12 protein-coding genes are annotated in these 19,815 nt (G+C 47.5%); 1 reads left to right on the top strand and 11 read right to left on the bottom strand.

Annotated elements, in window-relative coordinates; translation table 11 throughout:
• Nucleotides 1-136: 136 nt before the first annotated feature.
• From Enr17x_RS12415 to Enr17x_RS12440, 6 genes are all read right to left on the bottom strand, one after another.
• Nucleotides 137-2,422, bottom strand: coding sequence for a glutamine amidotransferase (locus tag Enr17x_RS12415; RefSeq protein WP_145309144.1), 2,286 nt, complete (start codon nucleotides 2,420-2,422; stop codon nucleotides 137-139).
• A 50-nt stretch (nucleotides 2,423-2,472) separates the two neighbouring features.
• Nucleotides 2,473-4,953 carry a vWA domain-containing protein gene (locus Enr17x_RS12420; RefSeq protein ID WP_145309146.1) on the bottom strand — a complete coding sequence of 827 codons (2,481 nt, stop codon included), beginning with the start codon at nucleotides 4,951-4,953 and terminating at the stop codon, nucleotides 2,473-2,475.
• A 90-nt stretch (nucleotides 4,954-5,043) separates the two neighbouring features.
• Nucleotides 5,044-5,874 (bottom strand): hypothetical protein, encoded by an 831-nt coding sequence (locus Enr17x_RS12425; protein WP_145309148.1) that lies wholly within the window; start codon nucleotides 5,872-5,874, stop codon nucleotides 5,044-5,046.
• Between the two features lie 303 nt (nucleotides 5,875-6,177).
• A complete protein-coding gene (locus Enr17x_RS12430; protein ID WP_145309149.1) occupies nucleotides 6,178-7,458 on the bottom strand; it encodes a dihydroorotase in 1,281 nt (426 codons plus the stop codon).
• Nucleotides 7,455-8,435, bottom strand: coding sequence for an aspartate carbamoyltransferase catalytic subunit (locus Enr17x_RS12435; protein WP_145309151.1), 981 nt, complete (start codon nucleotides 8,433-8,435; stop codon nucleotides 7,455-7,457). Before Enr17x_RS12435 ends, Enr17x_RS12430 begins: the two co-directional genes overlap by 4 nt.
• A gap of 155 nt (nucleotides 8,436-8,590) precedes the next feature.
• The gene (locus Enr17x_RS12440; protein WP_198001124.1) at nucleotides 8,591-10,900 is read right to left on the bottom strand and encodes a serine/threonine protein kinase; all 2,310 of its coding nucleotides are present in this window, start codon (nucleotides 10,898-10,900) and stop codon (nucleotides 8,591-8,593) included.
• 254 nt (nucleotides 10,901-11,154) lie between these two features.
• Between Enr17x_RS12440 and Enr17x_RS12445 the strand changes: the two genes are divergently transcribed.
• Nucleotides 11,155-11,964, top strand: a complete 810-nt coding sequence (locus tag Enr17x_RS12445) for a hypothetical protein (protein WP_145309154.1) — start codon at nucleotides 11,155-11,157, stop codon at nucleotides 11,962-11,964.
• Here Enr17x_RS12445 and Enr17x_RS12450 read toward each other — a convergent pair.
• The 5 genes from Enr17x_RS12450 to gyrA all read right to left on the bottom strand — a co-directional run bounded on the left by Enr17x_RS12450 (nucleotide 11,936) and on the right by gyrA (nucleotide 19,794).
• Nucleotides 11,936-13,234: a 3-keto-disaccharide hydrolase gene (locus Enr17x_RS12450; protein WP_145309157.1), complete on the bottom strand. Its 1,299-nt coding sequence runs from the start codon at nucleotides 13,232-13,234 to the stop codon at nucleotides 11,936-11,938. The two genes, Enr17x_RS12445 and Enr17x_RS12450, sit on opposite strands and share 29 nt — an antisense overlap.
• Nucleotides 13,235-13,285: 51 nt before the next feature.
• A protein-coding gene (gene prfB, locus Enr17x_RS12455; RefSeq protein ID WP_198001125.1) for a peptide chain release factor 2 occupies nucleotides 13,286-14,396 on the bottom strand; the annotation gives its coding sequence in 2 pieces (ribosomal slippage) (nucleotides 13,286-14,326 and nucleotides 14,328-14,396; 1,110 coding nt in all).
• 117 nt (nucleotides 14,397-14,513) lie between these two features.
• Nucleotides 14,514-15,833: a UDP-glucose dehydrogenase family protein gene (locus tag Enr17x_RS12460; protein ID WP_145309161.1), complete on the bottom strand. Its 1,320-nt coding sequence runs from the start codon at nucleotides 15,831-15,833 to the stop codon at nucleotides 14,514-14,516.
• A gap of 94 nt (nucleotides 15,834-15,927) precedes the next feature.
• A complete protein-coding gene (rfbB, locus tag Enr17x_RS12465) occupies nucleotides 15,928-16,950 on the bottom strand; it encodes a dTDP-glucose 4,6-dehydratase (protein WP_145309163.1) in 1,023 nt (340 codons plus the stop codon).
• A gap of 54 nt (nucleotides 16,951-17,004) precedes the next feature.
• A complete protein-coding gene (gene gyrA / locus Enr17x_RS12470) occupies nucleotides 17,005-19,794 on the bottom strand; it encodes a DNA gyrase subunit A (RefSeq protein WP_145309165.1) in 2,790 nt (929 codons plus the stop codon).
• Nucleotides 19,795-19,815 lie beyond the last annotated feature (21 nt).

Here is a 19,815-nt window from a genome sequence, read left to right on the forward strand (position 1 = left end):
AGAAATGCCTGCGTGTTCTCCCCTACCCATTATAGAATGATCGACGCTGAGAGTGGTATTAATGTTCCAGAAATTTTCATGAGATTCCTTTTTACTGTTTTTTTCGAGAGAAATGTAAACAAATCCTCAAACACAGTTAAACCAGTCCCTTCTTTTTTCGCAAAAACCATTCTCCGGTCAGCATCAGTACGAACAGGCCTAGGAAATACCAGTTGTCCCAGAGTGATATTCGTCTGTACCTTACCAGGGTTTTGTTCCATGATTTCTCTTTATTCATTCGCGTCAGAAAGCTCTCTAATTCTTCTGGCGGGAGTGCACTGCCCCCGGACAGGGAAGCAATCGTTTCCAACAGAGAATAGTCGGCCGCAGGGTTATCTAGTTCCAGATCACGGGGATCGACAATGAATCTGGTTGTGGCGTCAAATCCCAGGGAGTTGCCATTTTTTTCGGCATGCACGGTGACCCAGTAATCGCCTGGTTCCTTTGTTTTTGAAAATGTGGTTGATGAAGAATCACCTGTGCCCATCGATTCCATCTGATTGGATTTTCCGGAAGGACCTTTTACCTGGACGGTAAATTTGACGTCCGAAACAGGTTTACCTTCAGCATCACGGGCACCATACTGAATCGGAACGTGCGTTCCAGGGGGGACATTTCTGGGGGAGACGCGTGCCCAGATGCTCTGTTCGGTATCATTTTCTTTATGCGCCAGCCAGAGAATCGTCTGTCGCCAGAATCGTTCGTGCTCCCTGCGATTGCCTGAGAGGAACCATTGAAAAGTGGTGTCTCCGGCAAATGCTATTACCCTCACGCGCCCGCCTACGACTTCAGAGGCAAACAGGAGCGGTACTGCTTCGTTCCCTGCAGATTGAGCTAGAATTTCCACCAAGTCGTGTTTTTTTCTTAACCGATTTGCCCCTTTGAGGGGAGCCAGAGAATTCCACATACGCTGATTGGCAGCGGCAGAACTGTCCAGCTGCATCACATATCGCTGTAAGCCTAATGAAGTTGGAACCATTTTCAGGTCCTGGAAATGATGCAAATCTTTGGCAATATTATTTCCCACCTGTTTTTCACTGGTGCGCAACTGGACCGGGATGAAAGTTTCCAGCGGCGTGTCTGCATAACCTCCCGGGCCAAAACTGTGGTAACCGCCTGTCATCAACAGGCCAGCGCCCTGCTCGACCCGGTTCGCAATTTTACGGAGTGCAGTCGGTCCAAGAAGATCGGCGGGAACATCTCCAATGATAAAGACATCGTATTTCGAGAGATCCTTCAAGTCAGGACGGGAGTTTTTGGCGCTGTTAGAAAATCCGCTACCAATGGGGAAATAGTCCAGTTGAATCTTAGGATCATTCATTGAGCGAATGAATTTCTGTTCGGGCCGGAGTGAATCAAAATAAGCGACCTGCAATCCCCCCTTTTGTACGGTGACAATCGTTTCCAGGCGGTTATTGGTCTGCTTAATTTCGCCCTCCAGAGGAACAACTTCGACAGCAATCTTATATTCTCCCGGTATCTCAGGAGTCCAGAAGAGTTCAACCGTGTTGAGCTCATTATTTTGCGTAGGATGAATCTGTGTCACCACACGTGAATTACTATTGCTCGGCGCAGGAATCATTTTTCCTGCTTCCCCGTTTTTCTTTCCCGTGCGATCTTCTACCAGCAGACGGACCGTCAGGTCACGGTTTGCAGCACCGAGACTGCGTACTTTCACACTGATGGGAGTGCTCTTTTTTTCAAATACCAGCGGATCAATAACCAGAGTTTCCAGTACCAGATCCAATGACGAGTCCTGCAGAGTCGATGAACCAAAGCCGATGGTATAAATCGGGATGCCTGAATCACCAAAGTAACTGGCCTGAGATCTGACGTCGATGTCATAGGGAGGAAGTGTTCGTTCCGCACCATCTGAAAGTAAAAGCAGGCCAACAAGTTGCTCTTGTTGTAATTGTGAAGAAATCGTCTCCAGTGAATAACCGATGGCTGTCTGCTCTCCAGATGCCTCTTCCGTAAATTTGTCGACGGGAACAAGTTCTTTTGAGAAATCAAAACGTTTGATTCCAATGTTTTCATCCATGTTTTCAAGCAGCGGATTGACTGTTGTCAGTGTTTTTATCAGTTCATGTCGCCGCGTGACACTTCCCGGACCGTCTTCTGTCTGCATGCTGCGACTGGAATCAGCAAGAATATATAACCAGGATTGTCTGGTTGTTTTATCTGTCAGTTCAATTGCGGGACGTAGTAGCATGAAAGCAAGCAGTAATACAGTCAAGAGCCGCAGGCCGATTAATGACCTCCTTAAGAGTGGGTTGAAGTGTTTTACCCGTGGGGGATAAGTAACCAGAACTAATGAGATCAGCGCAATGATGATGAGGATCATCACGGGCCAGGACCAGATTGGTTCAAAGATTGGTTTCATATCAGATTTGAGATATATCGGACTATAATATGAGAAGACTGCTGCTGAATTCAGGAAGAGACTTCTGCGGATTGATCCACTTCATAAAAAAAGTTTGCAGTAAAATGTTCCAGACAGAAAAAAATCAATAGAATGGTAGTCAAAAGTGGAAAGACTTCGACTCCCAGTCGCCCGGTTCGAATGGTTCGTTTAAGCCCTTCCATATCACGCGTAAGGCTATAGCGATCTTTACCGAGAATCTGATCAAGTTCTTCCGTAGTGAGCGGACGAAAATTACTTTCTCTTGAGGAGACATTCACACTGAACCCTGTCGATAAGCGGGTCTGGTTACTGAAATTATCGCTCAGTTGATAATGGCCGACAATTTTAGTTTCAGGAATGGAAACCTGATGAGCGCCCGGTTTGACTTCGATCGGCAGTTGTTTTAAATCGGGAGTTCTCAATAAAAATGCCTGCGGTGAAGAAACGGAAGCAGCCCATTGATAACTGGCAACTTCTCCGGCAAGATAGTTCGTTCTATTTGACTTTGAGTGAATGAGATACCGAGTCAATTGATCGGCGAATGCCAAATAGGACCAGCGTGCGAATAACAGCTGGCTCCAGCCTTTGGAATCTACTCCCGTCGTAATGACAACCACTTTCCCCTGTCCTAGTGGCTGTTCGACAATCGCAGGCGAATGCCTGGAGTCAGTATAAGTTGCAATTACCTGACCCCGGTTTGTTGGTTGAACACGCCAGAAGCGGCTGACTTCCATTGAGGAGAGCTCAGCGGTCCCCCCCAAGTTCTGAAAATAGGAAAACAGCGTATGTTTATTGTTTTCCAGATCTAAAAATTCCGGAGGGATGAATTTGAGTGAACCCAGTAATTCCAAGGGGAGAAGTTTCTGGGCTGGCTCTGAGTTAAACGAGACGATCATTGATTCTGGCGCGTCATCATCGTTACCTAAAATGAAACAAATGCCACCTCCATTTTCGGTATATTCTCGAAAGAGTCGCCAGCTGTTTGCCGGTAACGCTGGAATATTAATCAGGTAGATGGCTGCATATTGTTCTAGCGAGAGCGTTTCAATTTCACTCAGTGAAGCCACCTGGCACTGGTATCGATTTTTCTTAAGAGCAACAAGCTTTTCCGGGGCTAAGGCGTCGCTCCATATTTGCGCTGAATTGGCATCGGGACTGACGACCAAAATTTTTGGCGGAGGTTCTGCGATAATTGTAAAGTAACGCACATCATCTGGAAGATAAGGGTCAGATGATGTAATTCGTAATTCCCCCTGCGTAATGTGTTGGCTGATGTTGGGAATATTCATTTCCAACTGCGATCCTCGGTTTAATGCCGAGGAGTTATTCTCTCCTGCAGAGTCTGATGAGGAACTCACTGTTGACAGTGGCCTTTGGTCCCGTTTGATTAACTGGTCTTTTTCATTTTGAGTAAAGAGTTCCAAGAGTATGTTTTCAGCGGTAATCCCGGAAGAAACGATTTCCGTTTTTAACGAGACGGAATTTCCGAACGTGACAGATTCACGCGAGAGTTTGATTTGTGAGATGCCAATATTTTGTGGGCTCGTGACTCCGACATCGATGACGTAAATTCCCAGCCACTTCAGTTTTTCCAGTTGCTGTCTGATTAATTGTGAAGGTTGGCTTCTCCAGGCGGAACGGGCAAGATCGGTGTAGAGATAAATTTCTCTGATGTATTGGTCTGAACCTGAAGCGGAAGACTGTTGCTCAGCCTGGCTGCGTTTAAAGTCGTCTTCCTGGCGATTGATGGCGGTGCGCAAGCGGTCGTCCAGGAAGAGTGAATAGGCAGAGGTTTTCAAAGATTTGATTCTGGATTGAACGGCTGCCAGATCAGACTGGTAGGGAGAGATGTCTTCATTGCTACTATCCAAAACCGAGACGCGGCTTTGTGATGGTAAATTACTCAAGTGCTGGCTGGCGATTTCTTTTGCCTGATCCAGGCGGGAATGATTTTCCTGTCGGTAATCCATGCTCAGGCTGGTATCAAACAGGAAGACAGCAGTCACCGGAATATTTTCCGCGACAGCAGGTAGCGGTTCTGATATTTCGGCGAAGATACGACGCTGGTATGGCCAGAAGACAAGTAAGAGCAATAGCAGAAATGCAATCGCACCTACTCCACCTCTCAAATAGGTGCGTTTCGTATTTAAGGATTGTTGAGAGAGCCGCTGTTCCTGAAAGCGTCGCATCAAGAAGGCGTATGTCAGAACCGCAATCAAGGTGATCGTCAGCAGCATTATCAGTTCGTACGTCGAAAAATTGTAATTGGCGGGGGGAAGTGCAGGTCTGGCCAATGCAATCACAATGGTCGCAATCACGAGAATTCGTAATAATAATAGCCACAAATGCCGTAACTTCAGCCGCCGGGAGTTCTGGACTTTTCGCCGCTGCAACAATGCCAGCGCAGGGAATATTAGTTTTTTGGGTTTTGATCGGAGTAGAAAATGTAAAATCACCGGGATTATTGCCAGAAAGATTCCAAGTAATAAACCAGGGTGAATTAATGACATATGTTAGATAGATCTATTGGAAAGACTCATCTTGAAATCAGAAATGGACGGAGAATTCAGTTGGCACTGAATCAATTAATCAGTTTCTACTTAAAACTTACTACTTCTCGCTGCGGAATCGGATCGGCCACTACCGGATTGAGGTGACACGAATTCGACAGTCTCCAGACTATACTTCATCTGCTCATTGATTTGAGATCGGCCTGTAATGTTTTCAGGGGCTACGAGCAGAATCACCAACTGATTATTACCACTTTCAACCTGGAAAATCTGGAATTGATACGGGACTCCGTCAATTGGCATTTCAGGTTTGAATTTCCCAACATTAAATGATTTCGGCTCAATGTATCCTTTTCCTTCTGGATAGCGTTCTATTTTAAAATCTTCATTATTGATGAATTGATTAAATGTACTGGCGATTTGGTTATTTAAATCTTCGAAGAAGTGAAGCGCAGCATCCATGTTTTTTTCCTTCAGCAGGCTGTAGTTGCTAAGGACATACAGGTAAGCAGGACGATCAACTATTTCCTTTTCGTACTCTACGGGAACCTCCACGCGCCAGGCACCTTCCAGACCAGGTAAAACAAGGTCTACATAGTCGGGCTGTCTGGGGTCAACAGTTGGGGCCGGCTCGGGGACTTCTGTTTCAGAATTTTCTGAAGCAGCAGGAGCCGCTGGTGGGCCACTGATCTGTTTAAATTCGACGGGAACCCGCATGCTGACTGAGGGAGAAGACCACGTATCGGAGAGTGCCTGATTTCGGGTGTCTTCATAAGCGAAATACTGAGCCGTTTCATTAAGTCGTTGCTCGTATGTTTCTGCTCCGCAGCCATTCAACATCAGAGTGGCTAATACCAACAGGCAGCCGGAGACGTGGATTCTTTGCAGGAAATGATTACAAATCAATAATTTGTTTTGCATAGTGAAAATCAAGTTCTGTCATGAATAAAGGTTTGAGGTCTTTATTATCTGGTTTTCGGATTCCTTCTCATTATCCTCATTTTATCTGAGAATGAAAAGCAAGCTTATCATTGAGGTGATGAAAGATAGTGTGTAAGAATCTGCAAAAGTATAGCGTTTAATCAGAAAAGATTGACCCCGAACCCGGCTTAATTGAAGAGTTTTCAGGAACCATTGAAGCAATCAGCATACCATAGAGGTTGCTTCTATTGTCAATGATACTAAGGGGAACGTCAACTTTGATCAATTTGTGTGTCGAAGTTTTTAATTTTCTGCTCGATAGCGGACTTCACCGGAAACAATGACGATTTCCGCCCTGCCTTGCAGTTCTTTTCCCAGAAAGGGGGTATTTTGGCTGGATGATTTCAGGTGAGCCGGCTCCAATATGTATTGAATTTCCGGATTGATCAGAGTGAGGTCTGCGTCGGCTTCAGGTAGCAGCGTTCCTTTTGAGAGGCCCAAAATCTTAGCCGGGCCACGCGTCAGCTTGCTGATGAGTTCCGACCAGGATAGATGCCCTGGAATGATCAGGCTCTGAATGCAGACTGGAAGCAAAGTTTCCAGGCCGATAATTCCGAAGTCGGCTCCCAGGATTTCATCGGTCTTTTTCTCAGAAGCATGCGGCGTATGGTCCGAGCAAATTGCGTCAATTGTACCATCTTTGAGACCCTCGATCAGGGCGTCGATGTGTTCCTGAGAACGCAGGGGAGGCAGGACTTTGTAGTTTGGATCGTAGGTTTCCAGCATCTGGTCTGTCAGTGTCAGATGGTGAGGGGTGACATCGGCAGTCACCTGTATGCCCGCCTGTTTTGCACGGCGAATCTGGGAGACACTATTTTGTGTTGAAATACACATCAGGTGGATGCGTCCCTGAGTCAGCTCAGCCAGTGCAATATCGCGATTGACCATGATTTCTTCTGCCGCCGCGGGGATTCCCTTTAATCCCAGGACCGTAGAATGAAATCCTTCATGCATTTGACCTTTATCGGTCAATTCGGGCACTTGGGGGCGATTCAGAATTGGACGGTCGAACATCCGCGTATATTCCAGAGCACAACGCATGATCTCGGCGTTTTCAATGGGATGGTCTGCATCTGTGAAGCCGACGGCTTGGCCGGCAACCAGTTGTCCGATTTCCGCGAGCTCTTTTCCTTCGTTGTTTTTGGTTGCTGCGCCAAGAGGGAAGACATTGCAATTGGCGGCACGTGCAGCCTGTAGCAGAATGAATTCTGCAGAAGAACGATCATCTACTACAGGAGAAGTATTTGGCAGACAGCCCAGGGAAGTGACACCACCTGCCAGAGCGGCTGCAGTACCACTTTCAATCGTTTCATCCTCTTCGAATCCGGGTTCACAGAGAGAAACATGGATATCAATTAAGCCCGGGCTGACGATCAGGCCTGTGGCATCGATGACTTCGTCAGCAGTCGTTGTCGCTTGACACAGGCCTTTGATTTTACCATCTTCAATCAGTAAATTGCCCTGCACATCCAGATTTTGTGAAGGATCAATGATGTGGCCATTTTTGATAAGGATCGATTTCATCCCGGAATTCCCAAGGAAGCTGTACGCTGTAGATGGAGTAGATAGAGACAGGCCATACGAATGATTAAACCATTACTGACCTGCCCCAGAATGACAGAATGTGGGCCGTCAGCTACGTCAGGGGTGATTTCAACGCCGCGGTTGATTGGTCCTGGTGCCAGGATTAGTACATCATCTTTGGCTTTGCTGATTCGCTGTTTGTTCATTCCAAACAGGTGCGCGTATTCACGGATCGAGGGGAAAAAGTGTCCTCGTTGTCGTTCAAACTGGATTCTTAACAGATTCAGACAGTCTGTGCGATCGATAACATCGTCGAGATTATGGGAAACTTCGACATCCAGGCGGGACAGTTCACTGGGCATGAGGGTAGTCGGTCCACAGACGATGACGTGGGCGCCTAGTTTTTTGAGTCCCCAAATGTTGGAACGGGCGACCCGACTATGGAGAATATCGCCGACCAATGTCACTGTCAGGCCTTCAATCTTTCCAAAGTGTTCTCGGATCGTAAAAATATCGAGTAAAGCCTGCGTAGGATGTTCATGAGTGCCGTCGCCGGCGTTTAGAATATTGGCGTTGAGATGTTGGGCCAGGAGTTGAGGGGCGCCGGGAGTTTTGTGTCTGACAACAACGTAAGAAACGCCCATGGCTTCGATCGTTTTGGCTGTGTCGACAAAACTTTCCCCTTTCGAAAGGCTGCTGCCAGATGCGGTAAAGTCGACCGTATCTGCACTCAATCGTTTTGCAGCCAGTCCAAAGCTGATGCGGGTTCTGGTCGAGGGCTCGAAGAATAAATTTGCAACCACTGTTCCGGCGAGCGGAGTTAATTTCGTCTCACCAATCGCAGCTAAGCGTTTGAATTCTGCAGCCTGGTTAAGAATGATATTGAGTTCGTCTTTGGTAAGGTCCTGCAGTCCTAAAATATGTTTACGCGTCCAGCCGCTGGAAATGTCTGTTCGATACTCATGGTCGATATTCATAGTCACATCAGATTTGAACGTGTGCGTGTTCAGATCGGGAGATTCCAAATTTGGTTGATCCCGACTGAGAGATATTGCTACAGGACTTGAAGAGATGTTATCAATCTCCCCTGCTCGCTTCAAGGAGTGTACTCAGAGATCTTCCTGACTGATTCTTAGTTTTTCAGAGTTTTCAGACGAGACAGAAAATCAGGGAAATATTCTGCCTGAATGCCGGGGAGATGTGCCGATTTTCGAGGAACCTGCGCTTCGGTGATCACGGAGTCAGCCGGCGTGAGACTCAGCGGAGCTGCATATATAAATTTTCCGGTAGACAGCCCTTCGATCAACATACTGGTCGTATTTAGTTCTTCAAACGGTTGTTTGATAGCAGTCTGCCACCCTGCAATCTGAATGTCTGAGGAAGCGACCGAACCTTCTCCAGCCAGATCGACTGAAGAAAGCCAGTTTTCGGGCGGTTTCGAACCCAGAACCTGAATCAGGGCCGATTGTGCTAAGTCGAAAACACAATCCTGGCTTTCAATTTGAATGGCCCCCGGAATAATTTTCTCATCACGCCAGTGAAACAAGAGTAGCGGGCCTGACTTACGCAGGGTGACATGTTTCAGGCTGATGCTGATTTGCTGGTCAACTTCGGGTGGCTGTTCGAAAAAAAGCGTGGAATGTGAAGTGATGTTCAGACAGTTGCTTAAAGAAATGCTATGAGGACTTTGAGTCAGGTAAATCGCATGCTTGGGGACTGCAAATACGGTATTATGAATTTCTATTTGGCATCCCGTGCGTTGTTGGGAATCGATGGGTTTCCAGTAGATAGCACTACGGTTAATTGATGTGGCGGACTCGCGTTGATCGTCCAGTTGTGCAAAGAAACAGGATTTGAGAGTCAAGCCCTGAACGCTTACGTTTAAAAGTGTGGCAGGCTGTTTTTTTTCTGCAGGATTGGTTGGGAGTTGGGGATCACTGGAGTGGTTAATGAGCATCACATTTTCCAGATGCAATTGCTCTGCCACAACGCTGAAAGCTTCGTTCTCTACATGAATGATCGCAGGGGTATCAGCAGTTCCTCTAATCGTCAGTGGACCTACGGTAGTAATTTTTGTCGATTCATAAGGAGTTGATAAATCTAATTGGATGATTCCATTTTCGTCGGGGGGCGGAATCAATTGTTTGCTGATCTGCTCAGAGTCAGCGGGACTGTCGTCCCGCGCAACTGCGGGCATTGATGGATTCTCAGACACAGTCTGTTGATTGAATGAAACCTGAGAGGTGATTTTTAATAACTGGTTACGCGCTCCTTCATCAAGGAGCGTCAGAGATAAACCGGAAAGTACAAAAATCAGTGCTGCAATCAGTGGTAATCGGCCTGTTTTCCCAGACGTTGAATCAGCTTGTACTCGGGGTGTCTGGTTCTGGAAAGAGGCGTGGAATTTCATTAAAGGCTTGCGTGCAGACTGGGGCTGAGCCGGCCAAAGCTTAAGTGCCTCTTGCATGTTAGCGGGACGCTGCTGTGGATCTGAAGAAACAAACTTCGTCAGTGCCTCGGCGATCGCTATAGGAGTTTCCGGTGCCCATGAACGAATATCGGGTACGGTTTTGGTTTGATGACAGGCGAGTTTGGCAAGAGGGTCTCCGGTTGTAAAGGGAGGTCGTCCTGCCAATAGTTCCCAGAGTAAGCAGCCTAAGGCATACAGATCACTTTGTGAATTCGGGTGATGGCCCGTACCGATCAGCTCTGGGGCAATTCCATCATAACAGCGCGGCGGAAGAGAAGCATGAATAGTGAGCTCGGGTGAGAGGATCGGTTCGAGTCCTGTATCGACGAGGGCAGCAGTTCCGTCGGCAGCAAGTCGCACATTCCAGGGACGGATATCGCCGTGAATCACATTCCGTTTTTCCAGCATCGTTAATGCATCGAGTAACTGAGCACCAATGGCGAGTACGACCTGTACGGGAAATCGGCCTCGACGGATCAGCAGCTCAGAGACTGTGGTTGAGGGAAGATAACGGCTGATGATCACGAACTGCTGTGGGAGTTGTTTGATGATTCGTGGCAGAATCAGAGAGGGGTGCTGCGCACCCTGCAGGCGTTTCAACAGGTTCTGAAAGTTTTGCTGGATTTGAGTCAGATTATCAGTTTGGGGTCTGGTAATTTTTAACACGCAATTTTCTGTGCTCTCGGGGGCACTGGCTACAAAGCTACTGGATTTATGGCTGTGGCCTAACTCCGAAATTAATAAGTAGGGACCAACGGCCAAGCGTTCAGGCGTGTCTGATTCCAGTGTGCGCGCCTGGAAAGGAGTGATTTTTTGTGCCTGGACAAGTGCATCAATCCAGACGGAGTCGAACGCAGGAATTCCCCGGGCTAATTTCTTGACGCGCCGCCGACAACGCCTCAGATCTGCTGCTGTGCAGAGCTTGAGCTTTGTTAAACGCTGTAACAGCTCTTGGGAGGGAGGGTCGAGCAAAGTGAAGAAATCCTTTTCTACGTCAAAATTGCTGCAGGTGTAACTACTTGTGGTGTCTAATTCTTCTGGCGGCAACCATTCCACTCAGAACAGAGTGATTTATGGCAAAAAATGGCAGTTTTCGCAAGAGAGATCTGGCTTGAGTGATCTTAGATGGATTCCAAGAGCGGGCTTTTCTTCAAATGGTAATTTAGGGTATAAAGCTGGTCGAAAGTGAATGTTGGTGTGCTTTTTTTACAAGAAACTATTGGCCGATGAATAATTCTCCACGGAAAATGGTGCTGATTATTGGGAACGATCAAACCAATGAAATGCGCCCTGTTCTGGATGCGGTACATGAAATCTGCACCGAAGCGCAGATCATCTCGTTTATCGATTTGCAGGCAATTCCCAATAAGGTCGCTTTTCCCGATTTAATCTTGATCTGTCAGAACTGGCCGGATGAATTCTCACCAAATACTTTAAATGATCTGGTTAGCCGTTTTCCGATTTCCCGTTTTGTTTGCAGTTATAGTGCCTGGTGTGAATCCGATGGTCGGACCAGAACAATCTGGCCTTTAGGTATCCGCGTTCCTGCCAGGTCGGTTTTGACTCGTCTACAACTGGAATGGGACATTATCCAGGGAAATCAAGATGCATTTCCCCTGACGGCAGGTCGCGATGAGATTTTTCTGGTAGAAGCAATTGGCTCTGTACTTCAGCTCAATTCTGAAGGGAACACTCCCCTGATCCAAGTCGATTCTGGTGACCGTGCATATCAATTGATGTTGGAAGAGATGATTGATTCCTGGGGGGGGCGGATTGCGCGGGGCTCCTGTAGCGATGAGGTGGATCTGATACTTGTTGATCTGGATCCGTGGGAACTGGTAGCGAGCCAGTTCGATTTGCAGGCTAAGTCGTCTCCGGTCATTGGGGTCATGGGCCTGGCGCACCCGGAAACGATCAGAGCAGCAACGCTGTTGGGCATTGATGCTGTGATCTGTAAGGTCGCACCAGAACAGGAATTGTTTCAGGCCGTCAAACGCAGCTTGCAGACTAAGGCGATTCCGCAGGCAGAGTGCTGATTTTCAAGTCTTTGAAATTCAGGTCTGTCGTTGGGTCGTGACCCTGCAGACTGATATGCCCTGCTTTCAGCCGTAATCCTTTCCGAGGGTTCTCATCTGGTTTTCGGGTATCATTCCAGTCTGTGACCTGATAGCCATCAATCCAGACAGCGATATGCGAGCCATAGGCGGAAAGGGTTGTGGTAAACCATTCATGGTCATTCGAGACCACACGCCGGGCTTTGGATCTTCTGAAAATAGCACCTGTGCCTGCGTTTTCTGGTTTGGTACGGTCTTTGTCTTTGAATCCGTTATGGATTTGCACTTCATAGCCATTGGCCATGCCTTTCTCAGAGCCTTTGATGGCGCGAAAAAAGTAGCCACTGTTCAAAGCCGTGCCATTGGATTTAGCTGTTGCCTGGAAAAGAAAATTATCCCAAGTCTCTTCGGTTTCCAGATAGCCCTGTTTTTCGGCTGTTACGTGAATAGTACTGTCGACGACTTCAAACGTACTTTTTGACCCGGGGACCACGCGCCAACCAGCCAGATCAACTCCATTAAAAATGGTCGACATACGCAGAGGTTTCAAGTAAATCTTCCTGAATTCAATTGGACCTGCATTTTTTTGTAGACCGACAAAGCCGACTTTACGGAGATTCTTGGAGGTGTCTGTAAAGTTCAGAACTTCTTTACCATTGAGCGACGCTTGGATTTTAGGACCCTCCAGACGTACAACGAATGACTGCCATTCCTGGCTGGCGGGAACCGGCTTGGGGATCTTACTGCGTCCAACTAAACTTCCGGTGGGGTATTCGGTTTTCTGATCACAGAGGTTCAATTCGTAACAATCTTTGACGGGGTCCTTAGGATCAAAAATTGTTCTAAGGAACACGCCGCTATTGGTTTCTGGTGTCAAACGAAAGTCAAATTTCAATTCATAATCAGCAAAAGGAGAGGTGGTCAACAACAGGCCGGGTTTTCCTGAATCTGCTTTGATCACACCTTGTTCGACGTGCCAGTTGACGTCGTTGTTGGCTTTCCAACCGTAGAGGCTGTGCCCGTCGAATAATGCGATCCAGCCTGCGGCAATTTCTTCGTCTGTCAGTCCGGTCTCAGGGATGAGATTTCCTGCTGGTTCGGTAGTGGCTTCCGGTTTGGCTTTTTCAGCCACCACTTCTTTTGCCTTAGGTTCTGCATTTGATTTTGCTGGAGGCGAAGGATGCTCGACTTTCAAGCAACCCGTCAGAAAAAAAGCACTTAAAAGGATGCAATTAACGGTTTTTCGCGGCATGATGTTCCCTCCAGTCTCAAAGTTTAAAACATGGCATTTTGCTGATGTTGACTAATTTTCTGTCATACCCCAGCGGAGAAATGATTCCAGAAACCCATCCAGATCTCCGTCCAAAATGGGGCCAGGATTCCCGGCTTTGTATCCGGTGCGAGCATCTTTGACATACTGTTCCGGGTGTAAAACATAGTTGCGAACTGTTTGGCCTCCAAATCCAATTTTGGATTTACCGCCTCGTTTCGCTGCCAGTTCTGCGTCCCGTTTTTCCTGTTCAATCTGAAACAGTTTTGCCTTGAGCATTTTGCGGGCTTCCGCCCTGTTTTTGTGTTGGCTGCGGTTGTTCTGGCACTGTACTACAACATTTGAATCAAGATGTGTCAGACGAATTGCAGAGTCCGTTTTATTAATATGTTGCCCCCCCGCACCACTGGCTCGATAGGTGTCTTCACGAACATCTTGATCCCAATTGATTTCGATTTCAGCGACTTCCCCCATGTCCGGAGAGACGTCGACTGCTGCAAAAGACGTATGGCGTCGACCAGCAGAATCAAAAGGACTGATGCGGATTAAACGATGGTTACCGGTTTCGCCTTTGAGATAGCCATAAGCGTAGTCACCCTCAATGCGAATTGTCGCACTGCGGATTCCGGCTTCTTCTGCATCAGATCGATCGAGGAGTTCGACACTAAAGCCGCGACGTTCGCACCAGCGCAGGTACATGCGCAGCAGCATCTCTGCCCAGTCAGACGAGTCCGTTCCCCCTTCTCCTGCCTGGATGCTGAGGTAGGCGGCCGAACCGTCTTCAGGAGCCGACATCATTGCCTGAAGTTCCAGTTGATCGAGGGATGATTCCAATCGATCGGCTGTTGTGGAAAGCTCTGGAATGCTTTCTTCGCTGCCCTCTTCTTCAATGAATTCCAGCAGCACTTCGAGATCTTCTGCACCGCTGATCAATTCAGTTAAGGGCTTCACGATCAATTGCAGTTGACGCATTTCCGTCACCAGCGCCTGTGCCTTTTCCTGGTTATCCCAGAAGCCGGCAGCGCCCATCAATTCATTGATTTCAGTAGCGCGTTCTTTCTTGGCAGCATAGTCAAAGAGAGTCTCGTAGTTTGACGATGCGATCCATAATTCCCGTACATTTGTCTTTCAGTTCGTGATCCATACTGTTTTCTTTCAGGAAGTTTCCAGGCAAGGCATTATTCGTTTTCAACGAAATTGAGCCCAGTTGGATTGTAAGTGGTTTGAGAATTGTTTGCCAGCAATCAGATACGTCTTGGACTCATGATTTGTCTTTGACAGAACTGAGTCCGATTCCAAAGTATTCGATTCCTTTTTGCGTCATATTTTCTGGATCGTATAAATTACGCCCATCAAAGATTACAGGGGTTGTCAGCTTGTGGAGTATGTAGTCAAAGTCAGCGTGCCGGAATTCATTCCATTCTGTAACAATGACTAACGCATCCGCATCATCAAGCGTATCATAGTGATGATCAAAGTAGGAAAGTTGCTCTCCATATTTCGCTTTAACGTTCTCCATTGCGACAGGATCATGAACTTTCAGGCTGGCTCCTGCTTCTAATAACTGATCGATCAGGACAAGTGAGGGAGCTTCTCTGATGTCATCTGTTTTAGGTTTGAACGCCAACCCCCAGATAGCGAAAGTTTTTCCCTTCAGGTCGCCTTTAAAGTAGCGATTGATTTTTTCAAACAGGACTCTTTTTTGAGAGGTGTTTACCTGGTCAACGGCATTCAGGATCGTAGGCTCCATCAATTGGTTTCGAGCGACCGAGATTAAGGCGGATACATCTTTGGGGAAGCAGGATCCCCCATAGCCAACTCCCGGGAACAGAAATGAAAACCCGATCCGCTGGTCGTGACCGATGCCACGACGTACCTGATTGATATCGGCTCCCACGCGCTCACAGAGGTTGGCCATTTCATTGATGAAACTGATTTTCGTTGCCAGCATGCAGTTGGCGACGTATTTCGTCATCTCTGCACTTTCCAGTTCCATTGACAGAAACGGGTGTTCTGTCCGTAGAAATGGTTTGTAGAGTTCGTGTAAAACCTCGGAAACCTCAGGTCGTGAAACGCCGACGACAACGCGATCCGGTTTGGAAAAATCATCGATCGCGGCGCCCTCTTTTAAGAATTCCGGATTCGATGCTACATCGACTTCTCTGCCTGTCAGTGATTTCAGTTGCGCGGCCAGTTTCCGGTTAGTGCCAACTGGAACCGTGCTTTTAATAATGACAATTGCCTCTTTCGATAAGAGAGGGGCCAGGGTTTCTGCCACTTTCCAGATACTATCCAGGTTGGCAGAGCCATCTTCTGTTTGCGGTGTTCCTACGGCGATAAAGATGCATTTTGCTTCAGGGATTGCTTCTTCATAGTTGGTTGTAAAAAATAGCCGTCTCGCTTTGATATTTCGCTTAACCATTTCTTCCAAGCCAGGTTCATAAATCGGAATTTCTCCGGACCGTAGTTTTTGGACTTTTGTTTCGTCGATATCGACACAGGTCACATCGTTTCCGCTCTCGGAAAAACAAGTCCCTGTCACCAAGCCAACATATCCTGTACCAATGACTGCAATTTTCATAATGCTCTCAAGTTTTTCTACTTCAGCCGTGATTTTCGGACAGTGATCTTTTATTCGCGCTGTTTGTTATTCCAGGTTCACACGAAGTAAACTGCTAGGTGTTTAAACGGTTTCCGTATTGTTGTTCGTAATACTTCAGGTATTTACCAGAGCGAATTCGATTTACCCAGTCCCGATTTTCCTGATACCAAGTGATTGTGGCTTTTAAACCGGCATGGAATTCCGTTTCTGGTTTCCAGCCTAATTCTGATTCTGCTTTTCGACAGTCGATGGCATATCGCAAATCATGTCCCGGGCGGTCTTTGACATGTTGAATCAGCGTTTCTGGTTTTCCTAGTAATTTGAGCAGCAAGCGTGTGATTTCTATGTTTTGCATTTCCGCATTGCCGCCGAAGTTGTAAACCTGGCCTGCTTCTCCTCTTCTCATCGCGGCATCGATACCCCTGCAGTGATCGAGAACATGGATCCAGTCACGGACATTTTTCCCTTCACCGTAAATCGGCAATGGTTTCTCTTCCAAGGTATTAGAAATGAAAAGCGGGATCAGTTTTTCCGGGAACTGAAATGGGCCATAATTATTAGAGCAGCGGGTGATAATTGCCGGCAGGTTAAAGGTTTTGACATAACTTCTCACCAGCAGATCTGCGGATGCTTTCGATGCGGAGTAAGGACTGTTGGGAGCAAGAGGGGTCTCTTCTGTAAACAAACCCTCCGCGCCCAGACTACCGTAAACTTCATCCGTGGAAATCTGAAGAAACCGATTGATCTTCTGCTTGCGAGCTGCATCCAGCAGGACTTGAGTGCCTACGATATTAGTCTGGATAAAGGGACTAGAATCAAGGATGCTGCGATCAACGTGTGATTCCGCAGCGAAGTTAATAACAGCATCAAAGCTGGTAGATTTCAATAGAGATTCAACAAGATCCTGATTGGCGATATCGCCTTTGACAAAATGATATCTTGAGTGTGATTCAAACTCTTTCAGGTTTTCCAGGTTGCCGGCGTAGGTCAACTTGTCAAGGTTTGTAATTGATTGTCCCGGGTACTCTGAAAGTTGATACCGGATAAAGTTCGATCCGATAAACCCGCAACCACCGGTTACTAATATCTGCTTCATTGCAATCTCTATTCTTATCAGGAACTACAAACGCCATCTCCTGGATGCAAATAATTATTCCTGGTCCGATGTCGGATTATTTTCTTCGGTTGTCGAGTCCTCGTTAGTTATTGTGCCTTCTGTCGCAGATTCCTCGGTTATGTTTGTGGGAGTCGTTGTTTCTCCATTTTCCGATTCATCGACGATTTCAGCTGGAATTCGTGCCAGTGAGACGAGTTTGTCGTTTTTATCCAGTTTGATTACGCGCACTCCTTGTGTGTTGCGACCAACCTGACTGATTTCTCGTCCTCGAACGCGCTGGATGATCCCATTTGAAGTCACCATGAGAACTTCATCATCTTCAGCGACAGACAGGATATCTACAACTTGACCGTTTCTGGCAGAGGTGCGAATGTCCCGAATTCCCTTGCCTCCCCGCTTTTGACGGCGGTAGTGCATGCCGCTTCGAGTTTCCTGTTCTCCATCTGTCTCTTCTTCCACGTCGCTGTCGCTGGCGGAGACCTCTTCTTCTGTTTCAGGTAATTCTTCATCCGTTTCTTCCGATGTGGGGATGAAGCCAAAGGGAGTCCGTTTACCATACCCATTTTCACAGACTGTTAATAAGCAGTTTTCAGGATCAGCAATCACCATACCGATCACGTGCCCTGATTTGGAGAGCTTGATTCCTTTCACGCCACGGGTATTGCGGCCCATGCTGCGGGCGTCAGATTGAGCAAAGCGAATCGACATTCCTTCTGAAGTCGCCAGCAGCAGGTCTTCGCCTGGGGATACGATCATCGCTTCGACCAGTTCATCATCGTCGTCGAGTTTGATGGCGATGATGCCGCCGCGCTGTACTCGACTGTAGGCAGAAAGCGGTGACTTTTTTATGATGCCATTTTGCGTTGCCATGACGAGGAATCGCTCTTCATCAAACTCCCGTACGGCAACACAATTGGAAACGGTTTCGTCTTCCTGAAGGGAGAGCAGATTGACTAGCGCACGTCCTTTGGCAGTACGTCCTTGCAGCGGGAGGTCATAGACCTTAGACCAATAGACGCGTCCCCTGTTGGTGATAAACAACAGGTAGGAGTGTGTGCTGGCAACAAAGAGATGCTCTATTGGATCTTCTTCGTCCGTTTTAGCTCCTTTGATACCTTTTCCGCCCCGGTTTTGTGCCTGGTAGGTATTGAGTTGGGTACGTTTGACATAACCTCGTTGTGAGAGAGTCACGACCATGGGCTCTTCTGTAATCAGATCGTCCCGGTTGACATCGGTCAATTCATCATCGTTGATATCGGTGCGCCGTTTGTCAGCGTATTTGCCTTGGAGGTGCAACATATCATCACGAATGACAGCACGGATGTGATCTTCGTCAGACAGTAGGTATAGATATTCCGAAATGGCTTTAAGCAGTTCTTTATGTTCATCGCTTAATTTTTCGCGTTCCAGGTTTGCCAGTGAACCTAATTGCATTGAGACTATGGCTTCAGCCTGATTTGCTGACAGAGAGTAATATTCATGAACTCCCTGTTCGTTCTGGTATTCCTGAAATCCGTCATCTCCCAATGCGCGTTCGATTAGCTTACCATCAACCTGCATGCCTTGTAGACTGACTTTGGCTTCAGCTCGGCTGGGGGAATTGCGGATCGTTTTGATGACTTCGTCGATATCAATCTGCGCAATCATCAAGCCTTCGACCGTGTGTTTTCTTTTGCGTGCCTCGGCAAGCAGAAATTCGGTTCGTCGGCGGATGACGTCAATGCGATGCAGGATAAACTGCTGAATTAATTCTTTGACAGACAGGGTTTCCGGTCGGTTTCCTACCAGAGCCAACAGAATAATGCTGAAGGTGCTTTGCAGCGGAGAAAATTTGAATAACTGTGCCAGCACGACTTCTTTGTCGGCATCCCGTTTCAGAATGATCTGCAGGTGAACTTTCCAGGGGGGGACGTTACGGTCTGTCAGGTCGACAATGCGCGAGATTCCTTTAACGCGATCATCGCGAACCAGGGTTTCCAGTTTTTCCCGGATTCGGTCACGCGTTTCCATGTAAGGAATTTCAGTCACGACGATGACATCGGACTGTTTTTCCGTCTCGAAGTGAGTGCGGGCACGGAGTGTGATGGTCGATCGCCCTGTTGCGTAACCTTTTCTGATTCCGTAGCGACCACAGATAATGCCGCCGGTGGGAAAGTCCGGACCAGGCATGATCTGCAGAATGTCATCAATGGTCGCTTCGGGATGATCGATCAATAGTGTGACCGCTTCACAGACTTCTCCCATATTCTGAGGGGGAATGCTGGTAGCCATACCGACCGCGATCCCACTGGAACCATTGACCAGCAGGTTGGGAAACTTGGAAGGGAGAACAACGGGCTCATCATTTCGCTGGTCGTATGTCGGAACAAAATCAACCGTATTCCGATTGATGTCGTCCAGCATTTCCGCAGCGACGGGAGAAAGTCGTGCTTCCGTGTAACGCATGGCTGCGGGAGGTAATCCAGCCAGAGACCCAAAGTTCCCCTGTTTGTCAATCAAGACGTTGCGCATCACCCAGTCTTGTCCTAAGCGGACCAGTGTTGGGTAAATTGATCCGTCACCATGAGGGTGGTAGTTACCACTGGTGTCACCGGAAATCTTTGCGCATTTTACCCGTGATGAACTCGCTCCGAGGTTCAAATCGTTCATGGCGACAAGGATTCGGCGTTGTGATGGTTTTAATCCGTCACGTGCATCAGGTAAAGCGCGGCTGATAATCACACTCATTGCATAAGTGAGATAGCTGTCGCGCATTTCGTCCTGGATATCCAGGTATTTAATATTTGCATCAATTTTCGGCTCTTCGCCGTTGTCGCTAGCCAATCCTTGTTCTCCTTAAGGAAT

Origin of the sequence: Gimesia fumaroli (assembly GCF_007754425.1) — a bacterium.
Lineage (GTDB): Bacteria > Planctomycetota > Planctomycetia > Planctomycetales > Planctomycetaceae > Gimesia > Gimesia fumaroli.